The sequence below is a fragment of the Synechocystis sp. LKSZ1 genome (assembly GCF_040436315.1).
Classification (GTDB): Bacteria; Cyanobacteriota; Cyanobacteriia; order Cyanobacteriales; family Microcystaceae; genus Synechocystis.
Genome location: NZ_AP031572.1, coordinates 3,294,818 through 3,320,842, shown reverse-complemented (window position 1 = coordinate 3,320,842; position 26,025 = coordinate 3,294,818). Strand labels below are relative to the sequence as shown.

Below are 26,025 nucleotides of genomic sequence, written 5' to 3'. Positions count from 1 at the left end.
CGTAGGTAACGCCTATGCTTAATCCAAACTTAGCAGAGATTGAACTCTCTCCCGACGACTATCAACGTTATTCTCGCCACATTATTTTGCCGGAAGTAGGGCTAGACGGACAAAAACGAATCAAGGCCGCTAGCATCCTCTGTATCGGAACAGGGGGCCTTGGCTCTCCTCTTCTTCTCTACCTCGCCGCCGCTGGGATTGGCCGGATTGGCATTATTGATTTTGACATTGTCGATCATTCCAACCTACAACGCCAGATCATCCACGGCACTTCCTGGGTCGGGAAACCAAAGATCGAGTCGGCGAAACACCGCATTCTGGAAATTAATCCCTACTGTCAGGTTGACCTCTACGAAACTCAACTCACCGCCAGTAATGCCCTAGATATTATTCGGCCCTACGATATTGTGATTGATGGTACGGATAACTTTCCCACCCGTTATCTAACCAACGATGCCTGTGTGCTCTTGAACAAGCCCAATGTCTACGGCTCTATCTTCCGCTTTGAGGGCCAGGCAACGGTCTTTAACTATCAGGATGGCCCCAACTACCGTGACCTCTACCCCGAACCGCCCCCACCAGGAATGGTGCCCTCCTGTGCCGAAGGGGGGGTTCTCGGCGTTTTACCAGGGATTATCGGTACAATTCAGGCGACAGAAGCCTTAAAAATTATCCTCGGAGCTCCGAATACCCTCAGCGGCCGTCTGTTGTTATTTAATGCTTGGGAGATGAAATTCCGGGAACTGCGGTTGCGTCCCAATCCCGAACGCCCTGTCATTGAAAAGCTGATTGATTACGAGCAGTTCTGTGGCATTCCCCAGGCTAAGGCGGCAGAAGTAGCGGAATCTTCTGCACTATCTGAGATGACGGTGCTGGAATTGAAGGCCCTGATGGAGCGTCAAGACAAAGACTTTATTTTGTTGGATGTCCGCAACCCCAATGAATATGATATTGCCCGGATTCCTGGCTCGGTCTTGGTTCCTCTACCAGATATTGAGGCTGGCCACGGCATTGAAAAGGTGAAGGAACTGCTGGATGGCCACGAGGGAATTTTAATTGCCCATTGCAAAATGGGAGGGCGCTCGGCCAAGGCGTTAACTCTCCTCAAGGAAGCTGGCATCGAAGGGATCAACGTCAAAGGCGGCATAACGGCCTGGAGTAAAGAGGTCGATTCCAGTGTTACGCAGTACTAAATCTAAACTCTGATTTCCACCAACGACAGGATTCGCCTTCCCAGAGAAGGCGTTTTTTAATGCAAATACTTCAGACGAAATTATACCAAATCTCTGAAATCTAACTACACAAATGACCCCACTGTCCCCTTAGCAAGGGGAGGTGCCGGAGGCGGAGGGGTAAAAATCTGTAGCTTCAACTTGAAGATTTGGTATTACCTGGCCCCATAGCCACCACCGCCAGGGGTGCTAATTCTGAGGCGATCCCCCGCTTGCAGGGCCACTTGGCTACACCCCTCTAATGCTTGGATTTCTCCATTCGCCCGTATCACCTGATTCTGGCCAACCTGGCCTGGCTGGCCCCCGGCTAGGCCAAAAGGGACCACCCGACGATTGTTGGATAATAGAGAAACCTGCATGGCTTCTCGAAAGCGGAGTTGCCGAATCACGCCATTGCCCCCTGGATACTGGCCGGTTCCGCCACTCTGGGGCCGAATTGCAAACTGCTCTAAAATCACAGGGAAGCGGGCTTCGAGAATTTCCGGGTCGGTAATTCGAGAATTGGTCATGTGGGTCTGCACGGCATCCGTACCGGCAAAATCTGGCCCTGCCCCACTTCCTCCCGCAATAGTTTCATAATATTGATAGTTTTCATTGCCAAAACTAAGATTATTCATCGTGCCTTGGCTAGCCGCTAAACGGCCCAGGGCCCCGTAAAGAGCATTGGCAAGGGCTTGGGACGTTTCCACGTTACCGGCCACGACGGCCGCCGGAAACTGGGGATTTAGTAGGGAACCCTCTGGAATAATCAGATGCAACGGCTTGAGACAACCGGCATTAAGGGGAATATTTTCCGCCACCAATGTCCGAATAACGTAAAGCACCACGGCCTGGACAACGGCCCGCGGAGTATTGAAATTATGGGCCCCCTGGGGAGAGGTGCCAGTAAAATCAATCACCGCTTCTCGTCGTTGGGAATCGACCGTAATCCTCACTTGAATCTGTAGGCCATTGTCCAACTCAACGCGAAAGGCCCCAGAACGGAGTCGGCCAAGGGCCTGGCGGACACAGGTCTCGGCATAATCTTGCCCATGGCCCATATAGGCCTGGACGAGAGAAAGTCCATACTGTTCGACCATTTGCCTTAGGGCCAACTGGCCCCGGTTATTGGCTGCAATTTGGGCCTTAAAATCGGCGATATTTTGTTCAGGATTACGCGCCGGATAGGGCCCGGTGTTCAGTAATTGCCGAATCGCTATTTCTTGAAATTCCCCTTGTTGCACCAGCAGAACATTGTCAAAGAGGATCCCTTCTTCGCGAATATCCTGACTATGGGCCGGCATGGAGCCAGGACTGATGCCGCCAATATCGGCTTGATGGCCCCGGGAAGCCAGATAAAAGAGAATCGTTTCTCCTTGGGCATCGAACATGGGGGTAATCACCGTCACATCGGGGAGATGGGTTCCGCCGTTGTAGGGATTATTAGAAAGATAGACATTCCCCGGTTGAAGCGTGACTTTGGGGTCAGTAAGGAGAGCTTTAACGCTTTCACTCATGGAACCAAGATGAACCGGGATATGGGGCGCATTGGCGACTAAATCTCCCTTTTGGTCAAAAATCGCACAGGAGAAATCGAGGCGCTCTTTGATATTCACTGAAGCCGCTGTTTGTTGGAGTATAATCCCCATCTGCTCAGCAATAAATTGATAGAGATTACTAAAAATTTCCAATCGAACTGGGTCACAGTGGCCAGCCTGAGTCGCTGAAGATGCTGGGGAAATCGCTGGGGGGACGGGGGAGCATTTTTCTAGGAGCAGATAACAGGGTTGCGGCTGATTCTCTAAAGGAGATCCCAACCGGGCCTGCCAACCAACTTCAATCACGATAGTACTGGTTCCCTCCACAATCAAGGCCGGGCCGATAATAGTCTGTTCCGACTGGAGTTGATCGCGCTGATAAACCGGGGCTGTCTGCCATCGGCCTTGGTCATAGAACGGGACCTGCTCAATCGGTTCCGCGCTTTTTCCTAAATCTTGCCAGATGGGTTCCGGGGGACAATCGAGACGTTCAATACGCTCGACGGTGATGGCCGCAACCCACAGGGCCTTATCGGCCTGGAGAAAGCCGTAGCGTTGCTGGTGGAGTTGGCTAAATTTTTGCTGGAGGTGGGCCAGATCCGGGACAAAATCCAGGCCGAGGCTGGTGTCGGTGCCTTCGTACTTGAGTTCAATTTGCTGAATCATCTGCTCCCCGTTGGCCTGGGGGGGAAGGCCGTCGGGAAGAGTCCTCTGCTCCAGTTGCTGATAGGCCGACTGGAGGCTCGTTAACAGAGTTGCCGTTAGGGGCGCCTCAATGGTCATGGCCGTTAATACCCGCTGTTCTGCTAGGCCCATGCCATAGGCCGACAAGACCCCGGCGTAGGGATGAATCAAAATACGAGCCATCCCCAAACTATCTGCTAGGCGACAAACGACCTGGCCCCCGGCTCCGCCAAAACAGCAGAGAACGTAGTCGCTGACATCATAGCCCCGCTGGAGACTAATTTTTTTGATGGCGTTGGCCATGTTTTCAATGGCAATGGCCAAAAAGCCTTCCGCCACGCTTTCTGGGGAGGTGGCAAGGCCCGTTGCCTGTTGAATGGTTTGGGCCAATTGCTCGAACTGAGTCCGCACGATGGCGGCATCTAACGGTAAATTGGCCTGAGGGCCAAAAAGCGCAGGAAAATAATCTGTCTGGAGCCGCCCCAGTAGAACATTAGCATCAGTGACCGTTAACGGCCCACCCCGACGATAACTAGCCGGGCCGGGATTAGCACCAGCGGAATCGGGGCCGACTTGATAGCGCTGGCCGTCAAAATGCAGAATGGAACCCCCGCCTGCCGCCACGGTATGAATAGCCAAACTCGGAACCCGCATCCGTACCCCAGCAATTTCCGTTTCCCAGAGCCGTTCGTACTCGCCGCTGAAATGGGCCACGTCCGTCGAAGTTCCGCCCATATCAAAGCTAATCATCTTCTCAAAGCCTGCTCGCTGGGCCGTTTTCACGGCCCCCACCAGGCCCCCAGCTGGCCCGGACAGGATACTATCCTTGCCGCGAAAATGGGGGGCGTCAATGAGGCCCCCGTGGGATTGCATAAACTGTAAAGATACGCCAGGGAGTTGGCCCTGTACTTGCTGGACATAACGTTTCAGGATCGGCGACAGATAGGCATCCACCGCCGTGGTATCCCCCCGATAGACCAGTTTAATCAGGGGACTTACTTCTGAAGAGAGGGAAATTTGCTCAAAACCGATCTGACGGGCCAGTTCTGCCAAGGCCAACTCATGGGCCGGATAACGATAGGCGTGCATCAAGACGATGGCACAACTTCGTAGGCCCTGGACATAGGCCGTTCGTAAGGCTTGCTCGGCCTGGGCTAGATTGAGGGGAACCAGTACGTGGCCCGCCGCATCCAGACGTTCCTCAACTTCCACCACCTGGGCGTAGAGCGGACTGGGCTTGTGAATCTGGAGGGCAAAGAGGTCGGGACGGTCTTGATAACCAATCTGGAGGGCATCCCCCAGGCCCTGGGTTATCACCAACAGGACTGGCTCTCCCTTACGTTCTAGCAGAGCATTGGTGGCCACCGTCGTTCCCATTTTGACGGCTTTGACCAGAGACGGAGAAATCGGTTCGTCAGCAGAAAGGCCTAAAATATCTCGAATTCCTTGAATCACCGCATCTGGATACCGTTCTGGGTTCTCCGACAACAGTTTATAGAGAATTACCGTCTGGCCCTGGGGTAGCGGAAAGCAACTAAAGCGACGGTCTTCTCGACAACGCTTAGCCACTACTAAGTTCTGGGTAATCGCGACAATATCGGTAAAGGTTCCGCCTCGGTCAACGTAGAATTTGGTCATGGCTAAGGGGCTACAGTCTTTGCTTCTTCTACTGTGCCATGGGAGGGATATCGATTCCTTCTTCAATCACTGCAATCTAAACAAGCTGGTTTGAGGCAAACTCCATATCTTTTTTCGTCAACTCAAGGCCGCCGCTAATCGGAGTCCAGCACCATCGGGACTAGTCTTTTAGTGACCGATCTGGGGCGAAGACTCCTCCTGGACAAGGATTTGAGTCGTCTTTTTTCTTCGGGTGTGAAAACCGGTTCATGACAATGAATTCAGATTGCGATCCTTCTGCCCCCGCGATTTAGTCTGACCCCTTGTGGCATCAGATAAGCCTCTTTTGAGTACAGATACAAAAACCGACTAATCAAATTCATAAGGTCAAATTATAGAATCTTTGCTTGACGATTTAACGATAGAGTTAAACCATGCATTGCTTATTTTTCAGGAAAAACCGAGCCGCCAACCAGAAAAATACTACTTTTTTATGTTTCCTTTATAATTTCTTTCCTGCTTGTGAGTAATTGGCTACAAAACCATGCGAAAAGACTCTGTAGACTATCAGCCGTAAGCCGCTAAACTCATGATTAATTTATTTAACGAAGGGTTTGACTATGGATAGCTTAATCGCCCGCATTACGCAGGATTTTCAGAGAACCCAAGAGTCTGCTATTCCCCTCCTACTCGCCAGTCGGGCCACCCATATTTGTGGCACCACTGACCCCCAGGAAACCTTTGAGACGGTGCTATTCAATATTCAAGTGGCTCGGAAGCTCGGTTATGTCGAAAAACTGCCGACGGGGGAGGCCCTCTGTGACCGCTACGTTAATCTTGTGTTTTCCGTAGAGTTAGACGGTTACGCCAGCAAGGAAGACTGGTTTAGAGAAACGATTATCAAGCGGATGTATAGCAATGGGCTGCATCTTTTAGTTCATTCTTACTTTGGTGCCTACGAAATCAACTGGATGCACCACTGCGTTATTGAGAAAATTATGCCCTCGGATATGTTTAAGCAAGACAACAGCCTGATGGCTGTTACGGCTTAACTACGATTAAGGGCCATGAGTCTGATTTTCACCGCAAAGGGACGGTGGCCCCAAAGTCCAGGGTTGTGGTTTTTACTTGGCCAGAAGGATCCACTTGAAGCAAGCTATGGGGTAAACAAGCCTGCCAAGGCCCGTCAAATAGCGGCTCTGAGGCCACAATCACCCCTGGGGCCAATTCCTCCGTTGCTGCTAACCAATAGAGACTAGGGATCGGGCTGCGGTTGGCGTAACGACTCGCCACCAATTGTTGGCCATCACTAATGATGATGTTAGCGGAGAAATAGGTGTGCCGGGCCTTGGCTAGATGGGTGAGGGTCAATAGGGTCTCCTGCAAAGCTTCTGCCAGAGATAAATGGGGAGACTGCTGTAAAAAATTGAGGAACAGCGCAAAAATATGTTCTGAGTCTGTGGTGCCATGGATAAACTGGTAGCTTTCATCACTCAGTAAATTCCGAATGGGACGATATAGGCTTGTGCGAAAGTGATTAATAAAGCCGTTGTGGATAAAAAGTAGCTGTTGGTGGCTAAAGGGTTGGCAATTGGTTAAATCCACCGCGAGGGGAGGAGTGGCGCTGCGGACATAGCCCAAGAAGCAGCCAGATTCGACGTAACGACTCAGGTGGGGGAGATTAATATCGCTCCAGATGGGCAGAATATTTTTGTAGAGAAAGGGTTCCATCGCCCGGCGGTCATCGTACCAACCCACTCCAAAACCATCGGCATTGAGGAGACCGGCGGTCATTTCCTTCGGTTGATAGCTCTGCACAATGAGGGAATGTTTTGGTTGGTAGAGAAGTTTTTCTAAGGAAATCGGCGCTCCCAAATACCCGAGCAAACGGCACATAGACAGAATTGAAGATTGGCAAAGCTAGCATGGCAGACCTGATGAATCAGCGCCTACTGCATCCTAGCGCAATTGACCCATTTTCACCGGAGAAGTCCAATGGTGGTTTTCTGAGCACCTTTCCTTATCGTTGAGATCCTCAATGATATTTAATCAATAAATACAATAAGTTTTTTTGGATTAGATTTACTTATTTTTGGCTTTTGATATTGGTATTTTACAAATCCTGTCGAGAAAGAAATCATAGAGCTAAGCAAATCAATTAATCATTGAGGATAGAAACTCTCTATGGTTGTCTTGACTGATTCGATCCGCACAGCCAACCGATCCAGTCGCTTAACGTTGCAAACGGCCAGCATTGCCCAGGATTCTACGGCGATTCGTTGCCTCGATTGGGATCGCGACCGCTTCGATATAGAATTTGAACTGCAAAATGGAACTACCTATAATTCATTTTTAATTCGGGGTGACAAGATAGCCCTCGTTGATACGTCTCATCAAAAATTTGAGGCTCTCTACCTGGATTCTCTACAGAAGTTAATTGACCCGGCCCAAATTGACTACCTGATCGTTAACCATACCGAACCTGACCACAGCGGCCTCATCCAACAGCTATTGGCCATAGCGCCTCAGATAACAGTGGTGGGCTCGAAGGTCGCAATGCAGTTTTTGCAGAGCCAGATACATTGTTCCTTCAATGCTTGGACTGTGAAGAGCGGTGACAGCCTGGATTTAGGCCAGGGCCATTGTTTGGAGTTTATTTCGGCCCCCAATCTCCACTGGCCCGATACTATTTTGACCTACGACCGGGGAACCGAAGTGCTGTATACCTGTGATGTTTTTGGGATGCACTACTGCGATGATGCGCTCTACGACGAGGTTCCCAGGCTTTTGGAGGCCGACTTTCAGTACTATTACGACTGCCTGATGGGGCCCAATGCCCGGTCGGTGCTGGGGGCCCTAAAGCGGATAGACCCTCTGGATATTAACCTGGTAGCAACGGGCCATGGCCCCTTGTTACGACACCACAAGGAAATGTGGCTGGAGCGCTACCGAACCTGGAGTGAAACCCAGGCCCAAGCTGAACCCTTTGTGGCCGTTTTTTATCTAGAAGACTACGGGTTCAGCGACCGCATGGCCCACGCCATTGCCCAGGGTCTCCATAAAACCGGTACGGCCATAGAGCTGGTCAATCTTGCTGCAGTGGATTCCCATGAGGTACGGGAATTCGTCCACGATGCAGCGGGTTTGGTGGTCGGCATGCCTCCCCAGGAAGACAATAGCCGATTACATCCAGTACTCAGTACGATTCTTGCGGCGGCTAATCGTAAGCAAGCAATTGGCCTGTTTGAAACCGGGGGCGGCCACGATGAACCGATCTACCCCCTGCGGAATCGTTTCCAGGAATTGGGACTGACGGAGGCCTTTGCGCCCATTCTAGTGAAAGAAGCCCCTTCCCCTGCCACCGATAAACTCTGCGAAGAAGCAGGTACTGACCTCGGCCAGTGGTTAAATCGGGACCGTAGTGCCCAAAAAGCCCATCTGGATGCTGAATTAGACCAGGCCCTGGGCCGTATTAGCAGTGGCCTTTATCTCTTAACGGCCCGCAAAGCGGAGGTGACCGGGGCCATGCTAGCCTCCTGGGTGATTCAGGCGAGTTTTCAGCCCTTGGGCGTGGCCGTGGCCGTGGCCAAAGACCGAGCCATCGAATCCCTACTGCAGGTAGGTGATAGTTTTGTTCTTAACGTCCTCCAGGAAGGCAACTATCACCGACTGATGAAGCATTTTCTCAAGCGGTTTCCCCCTGGAGCCGACCGTTTCGCCGGAATTGCCACCTATGATGCCGAGAACGGCTCTCCTATTTTGGCCGAGGCCTTGGCTTACCTAGAGTGCACCGTGACCCATCGCTTAGAGACCAGCGACCACTGGATTGTCTACTGTACTGCCAGTACTGGACGGGTTGCCAATACGGATAGCTTGACCGCCGTTCACCATCGCAAAACCGGCAGTCACTACTAGCATTCTCCCCAAGGCCCACAGGACAGCCTGCACTTTATCCTCCCATCCACCTATCCCTAAGTGATTGACCCATGCAACACCTCTCCTCTTCCCCCTCTCCCCGCTGGATTACTCAGGTTAAGGGTAGCCAAATTGTCTCTATTCTCGAACTCGTGCAGGATCTGATTGTAATTTCCCTGTGCATCGGACTGTTTAGCTTCATGGTGATGCAGCTCCGGGAAATGTTTTTATCCCTACTGCCGCCCCTTGACTTTCCCCATGTGACCGCCGATATCTTGTTTCTGCTAATTCTGGTCGAGTTGTTCCGTTTGCTAATCATTTACCTGAAGGAACATCGCATTTCCATCGGCGTAGCCGTGGAGGTTTCGATTGTATCGGTGTTGCGGGAAATTATTGTGCGGGGAGTCTTGGAAACCCCCTGGATTCAGGTACTAGCCACCTGCTCCTTTCTTTTAGTATTAGGGGCCCTGCTGGTGATTCGGGTCTGGATTCCGCCCACCTTCGATGGCATTGATCCAGAGCAACAGGTGTCTCGTCGCCACAGAATGCGCTTTGCCAATGAACTCATCGAAACCAATGGTAAAGATCTCTAACGGTTTTTATTCCGCCAACAACAGCCTTTGTAATACTATGACTTCCTTCCTAACGTCTCCCTCCATTGATTTTTCCATTGTTCCCCGGCCTCGTGACGTCCAGGTGGCAGACATCGGGAAAAATACCCAGGTGCTACGGTCTCGTACGTGGGAACGCCTCAAGTTTGAAGTGGAATACGGCCGTCGTCGGGGCACCACTGCCAACTCCTACCTGATCCGGGCCGACAAAACGGTGGTGATCGACCCCCCCGGAGCCTCCTTCACCAGGATTTATTTAGACGAATTACAGCGCCAGGTGGCCTTCTCAGAAATCGACTACATCATTACCAGTCACGTCAACTCCAACCGCATGGCAACCCTGGAGCAACTCCGACAACAGGCCCCCCAGGCGACTATCATCTGTTCTCGTCCGGCGGCCAATGCCTTGAGAAATGCCCTGATCGCCGATCAGGATACCCTCTTTCCAGTGCGTCCTGGGGACAGCTTAGATTTAGGGCAGGGGCACTGTCTACAGTTTTTTCAAGCGCCAACACCCCGGTGGCCCGATGGACTTTGTACCTACGACCCAGCCACTCAAATTCTTTTCAGTGACAAGCTTTTTGGAGCCCATATTTGCGATGACGTCCTTTGGGATGAAAACTGGCGGCAGTTAGAAGATGACCGCCGCTACTATTTTGACTGTCTCCAGGCCCCCCAGGCCAAGCAAGTGGAGCCGATTCTCGACCAGTTTGAGTCGCTAGCCCTAACCGGCCTTGCCCCTGGCCATGGCCCCTTAGTCCGCTTTAGCTTGAGTAGATTTCGTCAAGACTACCGCTATTGGTGTCAGCAACAGACCCAGCGTAGTTTGCGAGTCGCTTTGCTGTATACGTCGGCCTACGGCAATACTGCCAAAGTGGCCGATGCCATTGCTAGGGGCCTAATGGCAGCCGATGTTACGGTGCAATCCTTCAACTGCGAGGTGACGCCAGCGGATACGATTGCAGAGGCCGTGACAGCCTGCGATGGATTTATTATTGGTACTCCGACCCTAGGGGGCCACGCTCCCGTACAAATTCAAACGGCCCTGGGGGCCATTCTGGCGAATGTTCCCAAAACGAAACTGGCCGGTATCTTTGGCTCCTTTGGTTGGAGTGGCGAAGCCATTGACTTGCTAGAACAAAAGCTCCGGGATGCTGGTTATCAATTTGGCTTTGATCCGATTCGAGTGCGCTTTAGCCCCGATGGCGTCACCCTAGGGGCCTGTAAAGAGGCCGGTACTCAGTTTGCTCAGCAACTCCGCCGTCGCTCAAAACAGCAAGTCCCCCGTCAGGCAGTGAATGATGCCCAGGCTGACCGTACAGCTCAGGCCCTGGGTCGGATCATTGGCTCTCTCTGTGTCGCGACGATTCGTCAGGGAGATCTTCATTACGGAATTTTGACTTCGTGGGTAGCTCAGGCGACCTTTAATCCACCTGGCTTGATGCTGGCCCTACCATCGGAAGACCCATTTTTCAGCCAGCTTCCTCCGGGAACCCCCCTGGTTTTGAGCATTTTAAAAGAGGGGCGGACAGTGCGACGCCATTTCTCCTTCCAAGAATCAACCCAGCAGGGGTTTACTCATCTGGAAACCCGCGAAGCTGAAAATGGTTGTTTGATTCTTACCGATGCCCTCGCCGCTCTGGAATGCACCATTCAAGACCAATTCCCTGCGGGCGATCATCAGCTCATTTACGCCCAAGTTCACAATGGTCACCTACTAACTAAGGATGGCGTAACGGCCATTCAACACCGCAAATCCGGTAGCCAATACTAATGGGGATGATGGGGCCGTCAATCCAAGGCCCGGTTCCCCAATTGGTCTTGGGGTAAAAAGGCCCGGTCTGGGGCAATGGTGGCCACAGGTTCCGTCAATTCAAATTGGCCTTGGCTAATCCAGGCCTTGAGTTCTTCGGCAACGGCGCGGGAGCGGGCAATGCTAGCCAGGGGGGCCACCCTGACGGTTTTACCCTCGATCGTCATCCGGCCACTTTTGAGTTGGGCGTAGGAGACCAGGCCAAAGGTGGGCCGCACCCGACGGGGAATGGAAAAATCGACCACCGGGGCCACTACTTCATGGTCCTGCACCGCACAGGCCGTAATCACGGCTTCATCTAGCACCGGCAGAGGCACACCGACCCCCAACATCAGGGACGTCCCGTAGTTCTTAAAGTAGCAACCCCGCACCCAATGACGATCCATCTGTTTAGCATCGCCGATCAGGGCCAGAGTTGCAGCCGGGCCAATGGGGGTATGGTTGGCCAAGCGCTTTTGCAAGGGAAAATGCTGAGTTCCCTCCCAGGCCACGTAACCAATACCGCCGCCGAGAAAAATCCGTGTCCCTACGCCAATCAAATTCAGGTCGGGATCGTTAAATAACGGTGCCATGGCCCCTGGATTGGAATAAACTGCATTGCCCAGGCGGGGTTGCAGAGGGCCAAGATAGGTGTAGAGGGGCCGGTCGCCACCGTTGACGCCCACAATAAAGTTTTGGTAGAGGTTGCGGGGATTGTAGAGATAAAACTGGTTGATACTAGCTTTGCTAATCATCGTCTCCAGAGAGGTGCGGGGGTAGCAGTCGGTTCCCTGGCCCGTAGCCCGCAGGGTGACTGTTTTACCGGCGATTAAATCCTCAATCACATGGCCCCCGCCCCGTTCTAGCCCTAGATTACCGCTCCGGCCCTCCATCTCCAGGGGGTCGAGGTTGGTGGGGTAATCTCCCATCGCTGTGGCCCCAATGTATAGATCAACGGCCCCTAGACCGGCATAGGCGGGAACCCCATCTAGCCAACATTGGCGGATTTTAATTGGGGGATCGGTATGGCCCAGATTAATCATGGCCCCGGAGGATTCCATGGGTTCAAAGGTACCGGTGCAGACCACATCAACCTGTTGGGCAATCTTTTTAATGCCCAGTTCGTCCACCCGGGCCTTCACTTCCTCCACTGTCCAGACCACTGCCTGTTGGCGACGAATTTTTTCATTGATCTCAGCAATGGTACGCATGACGATAGGATGTGAAACAGAACCGTCCTCTAGCCTAGCGCCCTTTTTTCGCCATGACTGCTCCGACCAAAATTATTGTCCTTGATGACGACCCCACGGGTTCCCAGACTGTTCATAGTTGCTTGTTGCTGATGCAATGGGATGTGGAAACTCTCCGTCTAGGCCTGAGGGATGCGGTTCCCATTTTTTTCATTTTGACCAATACTCGGGCTCTGAGTCCCCAGGAAGCTCAGCGCGTCACTCGGGAGGTGTGCCATAACCTAAAGAGTGCCCTAACCGCCGAAGGCATTGAAGATTTTTTGGTCGTTAGTCGTTCGGATTCCACCCTGCGGGGCCACTATCCCCTCGAAACCGACATTATTGCCCAGGAATTAGGAGACTTTGATGCCCATTTTCTGATTCCTGCCTTTTTTGAAGGGGGCCGCTTCACCCAAGATAGTATCCATTACCTGATGGTGGATGGCATGCCAACCCCCGTCCATGAAACCGAATTTGCCCAGGATTCTGTTTTTGGCTATCGTCACAGCTATCTGCCAGACTACGTGGCTGAAAAAACTCGGCACCAGATTCCAGCCGAGCAGGTGACGCGCTTCCTACTGGAGGATATTAGGCAGGGTACCCAGGCCCGACTACGGCAGTTAACCCATAATCAGTGCGTCGTCGTGGATGCCGAAAGCCAAGCCGATCTAGACCGCTTTGCCCAGGATCTCTTAACGGTGGCGGCGGAAGGCAAGCATTTCCTCTTTCGCAGTGCCGCGAGTATTTTGACCTCTCTGGCCAATCTCGGCCCCCAGCCAGTTTCTGCAGAAAAAATGGCCCAGTACCGGCCCAATCAAAATACCGGTGCCATTATTGTCGGTTCCCACGTCAAAAAATCCTCAGCCCAGTTGGCGGAACTCTTAAAACTCCCCGACATCGTTGGGATTGAAATCAATGTGGAATATCTAAGGGACGATTGCTTAACGGATGAAACCGCTTGGAATACCCTGCTCAGCGATTGTTTAATGACAGCCCAATATAATGCGGGTAAAACGCCCGTTTTTTATACCAGTCGCCAAGAACTCACCTTTCCCGATGTGGAAAGTCGCCTAGCCTTTGGCACGGAAGTCTCTCGCTTTTTGATGGAGATTGTGCGTCATCTGCCAACCGACATTAGTTTTTTAATTAGTAAGGGGGGCATTACATCTAATGATGTCCTCAGTACGGGCCTGGCCCTGCGCTCGGCTCGTTTACTGGGCCAGATTTTACCCGGTTGTTCTCTAGTCAGAACCGATGCCGACCATCCCCGCTTTCCCAACCTGCCGGTGGTGCTATTTCCCGGCAATGTCGGCGATGCCCAGGGCCTGGTGACGGTTTATCAGCGCCTGAGTCAAGCGGCCCTCCCAGCATAAAGCACTAGATTGTGGTTGAGCCGCTGTCTCACCATCGCAGAGGGATCTGACGAAAACAGACGGCCCATCAGCCATGCCAAGTTATGCTGACTGGACTAGAGATGGCTTGCAGACCAGGGCCAGATAACGGCTAATTGTATTTCTGGTTAAACTTGGCCTTGGCTTCCCCGTAGACTGCCAGGGTAATGGGGAGCAAATTATTTTCCTGGGCATAGGCTTCGATTTTCTTGCGGGCAAAGGGACGGACAAAGAAGGGAATTTCCTTGAGTTTGGCTTCGGCTTCCGCCGTCCAAGAGATGGGAGTGGCCATAGTCGAACGTTTCAGGTAAGGGGTCAGGGATTGGGGGAGGGGAATCGGAGTTAGGTTTCTTCTCGAGGGAGATGGCGCAGATAGGCTTCGATCATTGCATTGAGGTCTCCATTCATCACCCCCGTCACATCGGTGGTCTCCACGTTGGTGCGGAGATCCTTGACCAGTTGGTAGGGATGAAAAACGTAGTTACGAATTTGGTTGCCCCAGGCCGCCTCCACCATGTCCCCCCGAATTTCTGCAATGGCCTGGGCCCGTTGCTCTTGGAGAACTACTAGCAGTTTGGCCTTGAGGATCAATAGGGCCTTTTCCTTATTTTGGAGTTGGGAACGCTCTTGAGTACAGCGAACGGCTAGGCCCGTGGGGAGGTGCACAATGCGAACAGCAGTTTCTACTTTGTTGACGTTTTGGCCGCCTTTACCCCCGGCCCGGGAAGTGGTAATTTCCAGATCCTTGTCGGGAATATCTAGGTTAATGGCCTCATCCCCCAGGGCCGGCATCACCTCCACGCCCGCAAAACTGGTTTGCCGTTTACCGTTGGCGTTGAACGGAGAAATACGAACGAGACGGTGGGTTCCCTTTTCTCCCTTCAGATAGCCGTAGGCATAGCGTCCTTCAATTTCTAGGGTGGCCGATTTAATACCCGCTTCATCCCCTTCGGAAATTTCTGCCAAGTGGACTTTATAGCCCTGTTGCTCTCCCCAACGACTGTACATCCGTAACAACATCTCTGCCCAATCCTGGGCATCGGTACCGCCTGCCCCAGCATTGATGCTTAAAACAGCACCCTTAGCATCGTAGGGGCCCCTCAGCAGTTGTTGCAATTCCCAACGATCCAGGGCCTGGCGGAGGTATTTCAAGGTGTCTCGGGCCTCTTGGAATAGGCTGTCATCTGGCTCTAGGTCTAGCAATTCCACAATCGCTTGACTATCGTCCCATTGACGTCGCCAGGCCTGGTACTGCTCGACTTGGGATTTCAGGTCGTTAAGTTTTTGTAGGGTTGCTTGTGCTTGGTCTGTACTGTCCCAAAAGTTGGGTTGGGCAGCAGTTTGTTCTAGGTCGTTAATTTTGGCCTGGAGAGCAGGAAGGTCAAAGATAGTCCTGGGTTTGCCCCAGGCGCGTGTGGAGGGTTTCCAGGTCTCGTTTTAGGTCACTAATCTCTAGCATGGTTCACGAATACAAACAAAAACTGTACTCTTGGCTTCTATAGCCAAGCCCAGGAGTGACTATTCTAGCTGTTTTAGGGTTCCCTCTCTGCGTTAATATTTAAACCAACTTGACTTAAACTCAGCGATTTTTCGACCTTGATGTTTTTATGGCTCCCAGGACTCCAGACCTGCAGATTTTGCAAACGGCTACGCTTCTAACCTGCTATGGCTTTGACCTCAAGGGCCTGACGCCGCGCTTCCTCCTCGAACACTGGCTCCAACAATTTTCTCCCCAGTGGATTCGCCTAGCGGTGTTAGAGGCTCTCTATCAAGGACGTTATAAAGCAGTTTCTGTCGAGCATTTGCTAAATTTTTGGGGCCAGCGTGGTCAACCGAATTTTCACTTTAACCACGATTTCGAGCGTCTTGTCTCTCAAAAACTCCCCCACCGAGGCCCGCTGGCCCTGTCCCCATCGGCCCCTGAGGCCCCGGCCGCAACCCCACCTCGTTCGGCCCTCCCTCGGGTTGAGGTATTGTCATCTCCCCCCCGTCCACGGTCTATCGATCACTTTACGCCTACTGTCACGGAATCAGACCTTTTCCAGAAACTACAAACAGCCCTAAACCAACTATGATTTTTCCTCCACCTTCCGACGGCAATAATAGCAACCGCCAGGCTTTCTCTTCTCCAGACGCCCCAGAAAACCGACTTTCCTTAGCACGACAACAACGAGCGAAACAACAAGCCAATAAATGGTTTCTGATTTTGTTAGGATGTGGCCTCATTTTAGGCGTACTCCTGGCCTTTGGCGTAGTAAAACTCTTGCAGGATTTTGGCCTGACGACGAAACCCAACCATCCCCTCCGGATTGAGCCGTACCGCAACTAAACTAACTTAAAGGACAGTACCCTAGCCCGGATTTGATTACGACCTTGCTCTTTAGCATCGTAGAGGGCCTGGTCCGCTAGCTTAATGAGGGTCTCGAGGGAAGAGTTACCAGAGGGAATCGCTGTGGCAATCCCCAGGCTGAGGGTCAGGTAGGAACTACTGTAGGAATGACAATGGGGAATGGCCTGGGCAAATAAATTAGCCTGAATGCGTTCGGCGAGGAAATAGGCACCGTAGGAATCCGTATTGGGCAAAATAATGGCAAATTCTTCGCCACCGTAGCGGGCCACGAGATCTGGAGAGCGCTTTAGACTTTGGGTAATGACTTCTGCCACGCGCCGCAGGCATTCATCCCCGGCTTGGTGACCGTAGTAGTCGTTGTAGTTTTTGAAATAATCCACATCACAAAGAATCAGGGATAGGCTTTGCTGGTCGCGGAGACAGCGCCGCCATTCCTGCTGAATGTACTGATTGAAGTAACGACGATTAGGAATAGCGGTTAAATCATCGTAGATGGCCAAACGTTTTAATTCCTGGTTCGCTTTTTCTAATTGTTGCTTAGCGGCCTCCAGTTCTTGGGTTCTTTCCATTACCCGTTGTTCTAGGGTTTGGGAATATTCCTTTAATTTTTCATAGTACTGGGCGGTTTGAATGGCCGCCGCCACCTGGGAGGAAAGGGTAATAAATAAATTCAAATCCTCCGAGGAATATTGCATGGGCTCGGTGTGGGCAACGCCAAGAATGCCGATGGTTTGATTTTGAGTTTTCAGCGGCGCTAGCATCCAAGAACGAAGGGAGCCAGGCCCTCTAGCATTCTCTTGACTCCGGGAGAGGTCGTTAATAATTTCTGTTTCCTGGCGGGCCAGAATACGCTGAAAAATGGCGTCAAGCTCGGCATAAGCAGCCAAAGGATCCGGCGCCGGGGGGGACAGGGCCTCCAGGCTAGAATCTGACGAGTGAGAAAGGACAATAAAGGCCTGAGTCGCTTGGAAAAGTTGCTGAATCTCCGGATAAATCATGGCAGTCATTTCTGCCAGACTAGTACAGTTAGAGATTTTGACGGAGAAATCCGAGAGAAAATTAACCTCTTCGTATTTCTGCAAGGTTTCTACTGCCAGGCATTTTTTTTCCCATTCTTCTCGGCAGAGACAACTTAACCACTGGGCTAAAACCGCCAAACGTTGATCTCCTCGCACCTGGCCGAGACAAGCCTCAGGGGTGTGAATACTGAAACGATAGTCAAAGTCAGTAGATTCGGTTCCCCATAGGCATTCGCCTTGGAGATCGTAGACCGCAATGGGTAGCTGAAAAACCTGCTCAAACGTTTCCAGCAGGTTAAGAACCTCGGGTTTTTGCAAAATTTTCCGTAATTTCAGGCTAACCATAGTACGCGCTCTAAGCTGAAATGTTGCCGTCAATGGTGGGACAATTTTTCTTGGACTGCTCTAGTTCCCGGCCTGTCGTTGTAAAATCCGTCGTGCCTTGGTTAAAATCTCCTTGGGACGAAAGGGTTTGGTCATATAGCAATCTGCGCCAACCGCCATCCCTTGTTCGTGATCAAAGGCCTGGCCTTTGGCGGTCAATAATACAATATAAATAGACTGGAGGTCAGGATTGTCCTTGACGAGGCGGCATACCTCAAAGCCGCTCAGCTCGGGCATCATAACATCTAGAAATACAAGGGCAGGACGCTGAGCCACTAGGGTGGACAAGGCATCTGTACCATTGTTGACCAGAAACAGTTTTACCCCCTCTTCCTCCAATTCCTCCAATACCTGCTCCATTAAAATCAGAATATTTGGCTCATCATCAGCAATTAAAATGCTTCTTTGCAGTCTAGCCAAGCATTCAGATTGGGTCATCGAAGGAACAATAATAAAGAGAAGCCTACGGGTATTCCTAGCATAGCATCTTGGAAAACGGATCTTGGCCTAGACGCCGGGAGGTGATTCTGGCGAATAGAGGGGCAGGGTGAAGTGAAATTGACTGCCTTGGCCCGGCTCACTTTCCACCCAGATCTGCCCGCCGTGGTGTTCTATAATTTGCCGACAAATGGGGAGGCCGAGCCCTGTTCCCTGGGGTTTATTGGTGAGGACATTCCCTCCTTGGTAAAAGGGATCAAAAATTTTGGCTTGTTCTGTCTTGGGAATGCCCCGGCCACTGTCGGCAACAGTAACCTGGAGGACATCTCCCTGCTGTTCGGCACAACAACGGACGATACCCTGTTCCGTAAATTTTATGGCATTAGATAATAAATTGAGCAAGACCTGCAAAATGCGATTTTCATCCACTAGGACCAGGGGGAGGTCAGGGGAAAAGTCTGCCTGGAGTCGGAGGGATTTTTGACTAAAGAGCGGCTCGACGGTGGTCATGGCCCGCTCGAGGATAGGCAAAAGAGGACGCGGCCCTAGGCACCATTCCAAATTCCCTGATTCCATCTTGGCGATATCCAGGACATCATTAATCAGATCCGTTAATCGCTCCGCTTCGGCCACGATAATCTGTAAATTTTGATCAATTTTCTGGACGGTTTTCTGGAGCTTGGGGTGATGGGGATCGAGGGCCGGAAAGATAACGGTCTGGAGCTTAGTTTGGATAACTGAGGCAAAACCCAGTACCGAGGTCAGGGGGGTGCGGAGTTCGTGGGACACTGTCGCCAAAAAATCCGTTTTCATGCGGTCTACTTCCCGCTCACGGGTGACATCCCGGATCATGATTACCGACCCTAAACATTCTTCTTTGCCGTTGGACGATGGTTTTAGGAGTTGGGAGGCAATGGCCTGGCCAATCCGGCCCTGGCCCAGGGCCACTTCTGCGGTGCGCACGGGAGGACTATCAAGGTTATGGGGTTCAGCTAAGGCCGCCAATGCCAGCGGGAAACAGGCCTCGAGTTGTAGACCCTTGAGATCGGTTCCAATTAAGTTAAACATGGCCTGTAGGGCCGGGTTAAAGCGCGTCACCCGTCCCGCAACATCTGTAACCAAGAGGCCATCGACCAAGTTATCCACAATGGCGTTTAAATCAATCAGGGTATTCTCCAAATCCTGGGATTGTTCTCGCACTTGGTGCAATAGTTGGGCCTGGTAGACTGCCACCCCCAGTTGATTCGCGATCTGCCGGAGTAAACTTGTTTCTCGTTCCTGCCAATGGCGCGGGGCTTCGTTCTGGTACACGCCTAGCAGGCCCCAAAGTTTTTCCCGAACAAAGACGGGGACGATAATAAACGCTCGCACTTGAAAATCCCGCAGGATAGCGAGGTGGCAATCGGACAAACTCGCCTGCTCAATGTCATCAATCACAAAAATGTCTTGATGGCGGTAGCGTCCTCCCTGATGCTCCTGGAGATAGGTATCTTGCCAAGTCGGCATCGCTCCTACTGCCGTAATGAGGGGGCGCCATAAACTGGCCACGGATTCGTAGAGGAAGTGACCACTCCAATCGGCCTCAAAACGATACACTAAAACTCGGTCACAGCTTAGCAGGTGGCGGACTTCCTCCGTGGTGGTTTGGAAAATAGTAGTGAGATCAAGGGTTTGGCGGATGCGATCCACCACCCGAGCCAGGGTTCGTTCTTCTTCCGCAATTCGGGCTAGGTGTTCTTTCTGGACTTGTACCTTGGCCAAGGCCTGCTGAAGCTCAAGATAGCGTTTTTGGGTTTCGGCTAAGAGTTCAGCTTGCTGGAGGGCCACGCCTAAATTCAAGGCAATCTTGAGGACAAATTCAATCTCGGAACTTTGCCAGCGTCGGGGGGCATGGCAGTCGTTAATACAAAGCAAGCCCCAGAGGTCGTTCCCCCTCCACAGGGGTACAACTAGGACGGCTCTGACGGCTAGGCCCGCCAGAAACTCCGGCAGATGAGGAAAAGATAAGGGTTCCTGAGTATCATCAATGGCCAACATCAGGCCCTGGGAAAAATGCTGGAACCAATGGGAACTGAGATGGGGGGAGGTTCCCAGGGCTGAATGGCAGTGACAATCGTTGGGATGCAGGGCCTCGGAAATGAACTGGCCCTGGGGACAGGGATTATCTTCATCCGTCAAATGGAGAATTAGCACTTGATCGGTCTGGAGGAGTTGACCAACCTCCGTCACTGTGGTTTGAAAAATCGTATCGAGGTCTAGGGTACGACGAATTTTATCAATCACCTCGGAAACGGCTCGCTCCCGCTGGAGAGCCTTAATTTGTTCCGCCCGTTGTTGCTGGGCCTGGACAAGAACCACCTCTAGGGAAGCCGCCTGATTACGGGCCTGACGCAATAACTCCACCTGCTGGAGAGCAATGCCGAGATGGGAGGCAATTTTCGTGACAAATTCCAGGTCTCCCGCCTGCCATGGCCGGGGCTGGTGACATTGCTGGATGCAGAGGAGGCCCCAGGCTTGGTCATTAGTAAACAGCGTCACGGCCAAGAAGGCCCGGATGCCAAGTTCCTGAAAGAGATAGCGTTGATAGTCATCAATCTCGTCCCGTTGACTATCTTCGCAAGCATAGTGAGTATTGCCCCGACTGCCTTTGGGAAAAACATAGGGCCAGGTTTTAGGCAAGATTTTAGCCAGGGCTAGGGGCTCAACCCCAACGGCCATGGCCTCTGCCACCAGGCGCCCCTTGACCCCCGATGTCTCTGGTGTAAACTGAACAATCAAAACTCGGTCAGCCTGGAGTACTGACAGCACATCCTGGGTAACCGTCTGAAAAATAGGATTAAGTTCTAGAGAACGCCGGATCTTATCCACAATTTTTTCTGTCACCTGACTCCGTTCCAGCATTTGGGCCAAGGCCTGGGCCTGCTGTTGCTGTTGGGCCAAGAGTTCTGCTTGTTGGATAGCAACCCCCAGATGCAGGGCCACCTGATCGATAAAGTCCAATTCCTCCGCCTGCCATTGTCGGGGTTGGGCGCATTGATGGAGGGTCAGCAGGCCCCAGAGCTCTCCCCCAGCCACTAGGGCCACAACAACATTGGCCCGAAAACCCAGGCTAGCCAGTAGTTGCTGATGGCAAACGGGTAACTCCATGGCTTCTAGATCCGTCACCACCCAGCGCTTGCCGGCACGGTAGGCGTCACCATATTCATTGGCGAAGCAATGGTCTGTAATTTGACGACCCCCCAGGGGCGCAAAGGGAATTCGCACATCCTCCGCCACAAACTCCCCGGTACGGCCCTGGGAATCGGGGATAAAGCGATAGATGCCTACCCGGTCAGCTTCTAATAGTTGACGCACTTCTAGGGCCGTGGTTTGGAAAATCTTTTCGAGGGAAAGGGATTCACGAATCTTACTGACCACCGTCAACAGGGCCTGGTGCCGAGGGGGGGAGATCATTGGGGCGTTTTGGGAAATCTCGGGGCTGGGAGGTGTCACAGGTCAATGGTTGATGGAAAGATGCCTTTGGGTCTGCTGTCGCTAACCCCACCATTGTGGTATTTTCGTCGCAAAGATTCCAGAAAATACCATAACCCAACAATAACAACACCCAAAACCTACTCTCCTTTTCTCCCCCTTGTCATCTCGATCATCCTTGGAGCTATCAATCCTAAAGGCTTAAGATTGCATTTCTCCCATGTCATCTAGTTTGGGGAATAATAGTTTTCGGATTGGGTGTTGTTCGCGGTCAGAGAGACAGATGTGAAATGAAACAGCTCGATTTTACCTCTTTCTTTAAACTAACTGGGTTTTACTGGAGATTGGCTGTTTTATCTGCCACTGGAGCCCGTTTGCTCCATATATTTAATCTACAAATTCTAAGCATAAATGACAAGGATTCTTTAACTAACTTCACAAAGATGAGAGCATCTCACTCTTTTTGGGGTAAAAGTACTTCATAAAACAACAGGTTAGTTGACGACAAGCACAAGAAATCTAGCTTAAAAGACCCGATTGACACGCTCGGGCACTCGCTAACCCCTTAACATCTCCCATGAGCCGCCAAGATTCACCAGTCAAATTCTCTAAAAGCCAGCTAAACGCTACTACAATGCTGTTGATCAACTACTAGGAATGATTCCCTTCAGGCTCGTCCTTGTGAACTCCTGATTTTCGTCACTACTTCAATAAAATTGCGATAGCATCCATAAGAACTATCATTGTAGACTCGTGTTCTGTCTTTAAGACTACGTCTGCCGTTTTGACAGATTTTTGGATTTCCATACCCTGGACATTGCATTTTTCTCCTTTTCTCAATGCAACCTCTAGTTTATCCTAACCTCTTTTGCAAACTCGTGTCTTTGTATGCAGCGTGAGCATCCTAAAGCAGTATCCCTGCAAAAACTTCAGAGTATAAAATTATTGGCAATTTAAATTAGAGAAGGTATTCGCTAAATCAATCGCTCTATTTAGTTCTTGCGCACTGCTTCCAGGAACCCTCTGACCGAACCGGGAAATGCTATGGTGGGGTAGCCCTTGCGATGGCCTAATTTGAACAAGGCCTTGCTCTGTTTTTCAATTTCCCCATGGCAGATTCCAGCTCAAAAAAAACACTTAAGGTTTTACAAAAGATTTTTATCATTGGCTCTGGGTTAGCCTTCTTGGGCATGATGGTGATTCCCCTTATGCCCCTCTTCCGAGCAGCGCCGCCGACGAGTGAGCAAGCCTCATCCAAGGCCAATCCGGAGCAACTAAAAAAGTTAGCCGAAGGCTACGAAAAAGTCTTGGCTCGGGAGCCCAACAATCCTAGCGCTCTCCAGGGCCTGGTGGAGACCCGTCTCCAGATGAATGACCTCAAAGGGGCCATTGCTCCCATGGAAAAACTGGTGAAACTCTACCCCGAACAAACCCAGTTAAAACAATTACTAACCGCTATCAAACAACAGGTTGCCCTCCAAGAGAAGGCGTCCACCATTCCCGCTTCCCCAGCCAATACAAAACCGAAGTAATAGGCTATAGTGGCCTGCGTTTAGCGCTAGGTCTGGCTTTAGTCTCGGTTAATTGCCCTCTTTGCCATGACACAACTGCACCAAGCTTTTACCATCTTCCTGAGCTTATTCGTTGAGGCCTTGCCCTTTCTGACTCTTGGGGTCATTCTCTCCAGTGTGTTGCTCGTCTTCAGTGATGATAAAAAACTGATTCAGGCCCTGCCGCGTCATCCTTTCCTGGGGGCCTTGGCAGGGAGCTTAATGGGTTTCCTCTTTCCGGTCTGTGAATGTGGCAATGTACCGGTGGCCCGACGTTTTCTGATCCAGGGCCTGCCGACTTCTGTCGCCGTTGCGTTTTTATTATCCGCCCCGACCCTCAATCCCATCGTCATCTGGTCAACTTGGGTTGCCTTCCGAGACCAACCCAGTCTGGTGGTGGCCCGAGTGGTGTGCTCGTTACTGATTACCTTAGTGATCAGTTGCCTGTTCAGTCTGCAAAAAGACCCCCAACCGCTTCTAAATCCTCTCCTGCTTAAACGGGTTGCTGTTCCTCGCCAAGCCCTGTCGGCTCCTTTGGCTTCTTCTGCAGCCGCCTCGCCCTTGCTCCAGTCCGGTACTTTTCTACTAGGCCAACCGGGCCAACCCCTTCGTTTGGACGAATCTCTGCTTCTGCCTCCCCAGGCCCCCCAACGCTGGCAGTTATTTTGTGACAATGTGGTGCAGGAACTCCGCGAACTCGGCGGTATGTTAATTATTGGTAGTTTGATTGCCGCTGGTATCCAAGGCTTTGTCCCTCGGGAGTACGTTTTACTACTCGGCCAGGGTACGCTGACCTCGATTCTGGCCATGATGATGTTGGCCGCGATTGTCTCCGTCTGTTCAACAGTGGATTCGTTTTTTGCGCTTTCCTTTGCAACCACGTTTACGAGCAGTTCCCTGCTGGCCTTTCTGGTTTTTGGGCCGATGATTGATATTAAAAGTATTAGTCTAATGCTGTCTATCTTTCAGGGCCGTATTTTAGTCTATCTTTTAGTGCTGGCCGCCCAACTCACTTTTTTGCTGAGTCTGGCCTATAGTTATTTGTTCTAGAAGCATTCCTGGTGTGCAATGACCGCTTCCTCCTTTTTTCACCGTATTCCCCGTGCCCTCTGGTTTTCTGGCTTGGACGGCCTGGGTATTCTGGCCTGGGGTATTCTGCTACTGACATACTCCTTCCGTGGAGAATTACAACTCCTCATCCACCCCAACTACTTTGGCTTGGTTACGATCACGGGTCTCATTCTGGTCTTGCTGGGGGGGAGTCGCCTGGCTCTCAGTCTCAAGCGCGGGTTACGTCGTTCCCCGGGTACTGAAGCCAATGACAGCGTTACCCACCTGACTCTCCTTCCCCTCGGCGTTGGAAGTGGTCTGCTTCTGCTGACGGCACTTTTGGGGTTGGCCATTCCTCCCACCGTTTTTACCAGTCAAATGGCCCTACAACGGGGTATCAGTAATACCTTGCCAGCAACTCAACTAGAAGCGGCCAGCTTTGTCAGTCAAGTTAAGCCAGAAGAGCGGAGCTTAGTGGATTGGATTCGCACGCTGAATAGCTATCCTGAACCGGATGCTTATCAAGGTCAAAAGGCCAAAGTCCAGGGGTTTGTGGTTTATTCTCCCGATTTACCGAATAATTACTTGCTCATTAGTCGTTTTATCCTCACCTGTTGCGCAGTGGATGCTTATCCGGTGGGATTGCCGGTTAAATTACCGGGAGACCGTCAGCAGTATCCCCAAGATAGTTGGCTAGAGATTGAGGGGACGATGGCCACGGAAACCCTGCCACTCCATCATCAAACGGGGGAAACTACTCAAGAAAAAAAGCGCCAATTAGTTTTAGTCGCCGATGCCGTTAAACCGATTCCCACACCGGCCGACCCCTATAGTTACTAATTAGAAAAGTAAAAAGCGATGAGCCTCCGGGTATTTGTCTACGGAACCCTAAAGCCAGGGGAAATCAACTATCAACGCTACTGCACTGGGCATGTGACAGCGGCTATTCCGGCTTATACTCAGGGCCGACTGTATCACTTAAATCTAGGCTATCCCGCCTTGGCCGTTGGCAATGATCGCGTTTATGGCTATTGCCTTAGCTTTACCGATGATCATATTTTGGTGGCCCTCGACCAGCTAGAGGACTACCAGTCCCGACGCGGCCCCCAGGACAATGAGTATAATCGCATTCGGCAAGTCGTCTACGACATGCAGGGGGATTCCCTCGGATTAGTTTGGCTGTACCAAATGGAGATGGCGCGTATTCAGGCTTACCAAGGAGACTATCTTCCGGGAGGCCAATGGTCTCCTAATGAGTTTCCGTTGGAACATCAAACAAAGGTTGATTCAGGGCAATCATGAGGGACTCTGGTGTCTCTCTCTGGGCCTGTTGAGGGCCTGGCAGGAAGCTTCTAACTGGCCCCCAGCAGAGAGAGGTTACCACTCCCAAACCCACTGCTACGGCAATGCTTCCCCAACGCCAGCACTGTTGATAACGATTTTCCTGGGCAATCTGGGTGAAGACCCGTTGCGATAGTTCCGCCGCTGAAATAGACGGAGGAGGCCCTGGGAGTTGCGGCATGGCCTGTTGCAGGCGTAATAGATTGAGATAGGCCTGTTTAAACTGGGGATCTGTATCAATCCACATCTGTACCTGACGATGTTCCTGGGCCGTCACTTCTCTATCAAGATAAGCACTGAGTAATTGAAACCGGTCAGCGGGATGGAAATGAACAGAAGAAACCTCGTTGGAGGAGTCGGGTAAATCGGGAAACGGTTGTGTCATCATTGACCTCTATGAAAGACTGAGCCGTAACCATAACAATTTCGGCTGT

Annotated in this window: 20 protein-coding genes and 1 pseudogene; 12 read left to right on the top strand and 9 right to left on the bottom strand. The window is 51.6% G+C overall.

All coding sequences use genetic code 11. From position 1 onward, the window contains the following. Positions 1-14: 14 nt before the first annotated feature. Complete coding sequence (gene moeB, locus ABXS88_RS15010; protein WP_353672856.1) at positions 15-1,193, top strand: molybdopterin-synthase adenylyltransferase MoeB; 1,179 nt, start codon at positions 15-17, stop codon at positions 1,191-1,193. A gap of 194 nt (positions 1,194-1,387) precedes the next feature. Here the strand turns inward: moeB and ABXS88_RS15005 are convergent, their stop codons facing one another. After that, positions 1,388-5,071 (bottom strand): hydantoinase B/oxoprolinase family protein, encoded by a 3,684-nt coding sequence (locus ABXS88_RS15005; RefSeq protein WP_353672855.1) that lies wholly within the window; start codon positions 5,069-5,071, stop codon positions 1,388-1,390. 599 nt (positions 5,072-5,670) lie between these two features. On the opposite strand from ABXS88_RS15005, the gene ABXS88_RS15000 reads away from it, so the two are divergent. Continuing rightward, on the top strand, positions 5,671-6,102 hold the full coding sequence (locus ABXS88_RS15000) for a hypothetical protein (protein ID WP_353672854.1): 432 nt from the start codon (positions 5,671-5,673) through the stop codon (positions 6,100-6,102). 28 nt (positions 6,103-6,130) lie between these two features. Here ABXS88_RS15000 and egtC read toward each other — a convergent pair whose 3' ends face one another. After that, positions 6,131-6,946 (bottom strand): ergothioneine biosynthesis protein EgtC, encoded by an 816-nt coding sequence (egtC, locus tag ABXS88_RS14995; protein ID WP_353672853.1) that lies wholly within the window; start codon positions 6,944-6,946, stop codon positions 6,131-6,133. A gap of 288 nt (positions 6,947-7,234) precedes the next feature. Between egtC and ABXS88_RS14990 the strand changes: the two genes are divergently transcribed. From ABXS88_RS14990 to ABXS88_RS14980, 3 genes are all read left to right on the top strand, one after another. After that, the gene (locus ABXS88_RS14990) at positions 7,235-8,965 is read left to right on the top strand and encodes a diflavin flavoprotein (protein WP_353672852.1); all 1,731 of its coding nucleotides are present in this window, start codon (positions 7,235-7,237) and stop codon (positions 8,963-8,965) included. Between the two features lie 71 nt (positions 8,966-9,036). Continuing rightward, on the top strand, positions 9,037-9,558 hold the full coding sequence (locus ABXS88_RS14985; RefSeq protein ID WP_353672851.1) for a phosphate-starvation-inducible PsiE family protein: 522 nt from the start codon (positions 9,037-9,039) through the stop codon (positions 9,556-9,558). A gap of 37 nt (positions 9,559-9,595) precedes the next feature. After that, positions 9,596-11,350, top strand: a complete 1,755-nt coding sequence (locus tag ABXS88_RS14980; protein ID WP_353672850.1) for a diflavin flavoprotein — start codon at positions 9,596-9,598, stop codon at positions 11,348-11,350. 17 nt (positions 11,351-11,367) lie between these two features. Here ABXS88_RS14980 and ABXS88_RS14975 read toward each other — a convergent pair whose 3' ends face one another. Further along, the gene (locus ABXS88_RS14975) at positions 11,368-12,579 is read right to left on the bottom strand and encodes a homocysteine biosynthesis protein (RefSeq protein WP_353672849.1); all 1,212 of its coding nucleotides are present in this window, start codon (positions 12,577-12,579) and stop codon (positions 11,368-11,370) included. 53 nt (positions 12,580-12,632) lie between these two features. Between ABXS88_RS14975 and ABXS88_RS14970 the strand changes: the two genes are divergently transcribed. After that, positions 12,633-13,970: a four-carbon acid sugar kinase family protein gene (locus tag ABXS88_RS14970; protein ID WP_353672848.1), complete on the top strand. Its 1,338-nt coding sequence runs from the start codon at positions 12,633-12,635 to the stop codon at positions 13,968-13,970. 130 nt (positions 13,971-14,100) lie between these two features. Here the strand turns inward: ABXS88_RS14970 and ABXS88_RS14965 are convergent, their stop codons facing one another. Further along, positions 14,101-14,280: a PCP reductase family protein gene (locus ABXS88_RS14965; protein WP_353672847.1), complete on the bottom strand. Its 180-nt coding sequence runs from the start codon at positions 14,278-14,280 to the stop codon at positions 14,101-14,103. Positions 14,281-14,330: 50 nt separating this feature from the next. Continuing rightward, a pseudogene (gene prfB, locus ABXS88_RS14960) lies at positions 14,331-15,447 on the bottom strand (peptide chain release factor 2). A gap of 148 nt (positions 15,448-15,595) precedes the next feature. On the opposite strand from prfB, the gene ABXS88_RS14955 reads away from it, so the two are divergent. Next, positions 15,596-16,063, top strand: coding sequence for a hypothetical protein (locus tag ABXS88_RS14955; RefSeq protein ID WP_353672846.1), 468 nt, complete (start codon positions 15,596-15,598; stop codon positions 16,061-16,063). Beyond that, entirely contained in the window at positions 16,060-16,317 is a 258-nt protein-coding gene (locus ABXS88_RS14950) for a hypothetical protein (protein ID WP_353672845.1), read from the top strand. Before ABXS88_RS14955 ends, ABXS88_RS14950 begins: the two co-directional genes overlap by 4 nt. Here ABXS88_RS14950 and ABXS88_RS14945 read toward each other — a convergent pair. The 3 genes from ABXS88_RS14945 to ABXS88_RS14935 all read right to left on the bottom strand — a co-directional run bounded on the left by ABXS88_RS14945 (position 16,314) and on the right by ABXS88_RS14935 (position 21,632). Beyond that, positions 16,314-17,702 (bottom strand): diguanylate cyclase, encoded by a 1,389-nt coding sequence (locus tag ABXS88_RS14945; RefSeq protein ID WP_353672844.1) that lies wholly within the window; start codon positions 17,700-17,702, stop codon positions 16,314-16,316. The two genes, ABXS88_RS14950 and ABXS88_RS14945, sit on opposite strands and share 4 nt — an antisense overlap. A 60-nt stretch (positions 17,703-17,762) precedes the next feature. Further along, complete coding sequence (locus tag ABXS88_RS14940; RefSeq protein WP_353672843.1) at positions 17,763-18,179, bottom strand: response regulator; 417 nt, start codon at positions 18,177-18,179, stop codon at positions 17,763-17,765. A 69-nt stretch (positions 18,180-18,248) separates the two neighbouring features. Next, a complete protein-coding gene (locus ABXS88_RS14935) occupies positions 18,249-21,632 on the bottom strand; it encodes a GAF domain-containing protein (protein ID WP_353672842.1) in 3,384 nt (1,127 codons plus the stop codon). 1,127 nt (positions 21,633-22,759) lie between these two features. Here ABXS88_RS14935 and ABXS88_RS14930 point away from each other — a divergent pair. The 4 genes from ABXS88_RS14930 to ABXS88_RS14915 all read left to right on the top strand — a co-directional run bounded on the left by ABXS88_RS14930 (position 22,760) and on the right by ABXS88_RS14915 (position 25,552). After that, positions 22,760-23,182, top strand: coding sequence for a tetratricopeptide repeat protein (locus ABXS88_RS14930; protein ID WP_353672841.1), 423 nt, complete (start codon positions 22,760-22,762; stop codon positions 23,180-23,182). A gap of 66 nt (positions 23,183-23,248) precedes the next feature. Then, positions 23,249-24,250 (top strand): permease, encoded by a 1,002-nt coding sequence (locus ABXS88_RS14925; protein WP_353672840.1) that lies wholly within the window; start codon positions 23,249-23,251, stop codon positions 24,248-24,250. An 18-nt stretch (positions 24,251-24,268) separates the two neighbouring features. Next, positions 24,269-25,090, top strand: coding sequence for a TIGR03943 family protein (locus tag ABXS88_RS14920; protein ID WP_353672839.1), 822 nt, complete (start codon positions 24,269-24,271; stop codon positions 25,088-25,090). Positions 25,091-25,108: 18 nt separating this feature from the next. Continuing rightward, positions 25,109-25,552, top strand: a complete 444-nt coding sequence (locus ABXS88_RS14915) for a gamma-glutamylcyclotransferase (protein ID WP_353672838.1) — start codon at positions 25,109-25,111, stop codon at positions 25,550-25,552. On the opposite strand, the gene ABXS88_RS14910 is transcribed toward ABXS88_RS14915, so the two are convergent. Next, positions 25,500-25,979 carry a hypothetical protein gene (locus ABXS88_RS14910; RefSeq protein WP_353672837.1) on the bottom strand — a complete coding sequence of 160 codons (480 nt, stop codon included), beginning with the start codon at positions 25,977-25,979 and terminating at the stop codon, positions 25,500-25,502. The genes ABXS88_RS14915 and ABXS88_RS14910 overlap by 53 nt on opposite strands. Positions 25,980-26,025: the final 46 nt, after the last annotated feature.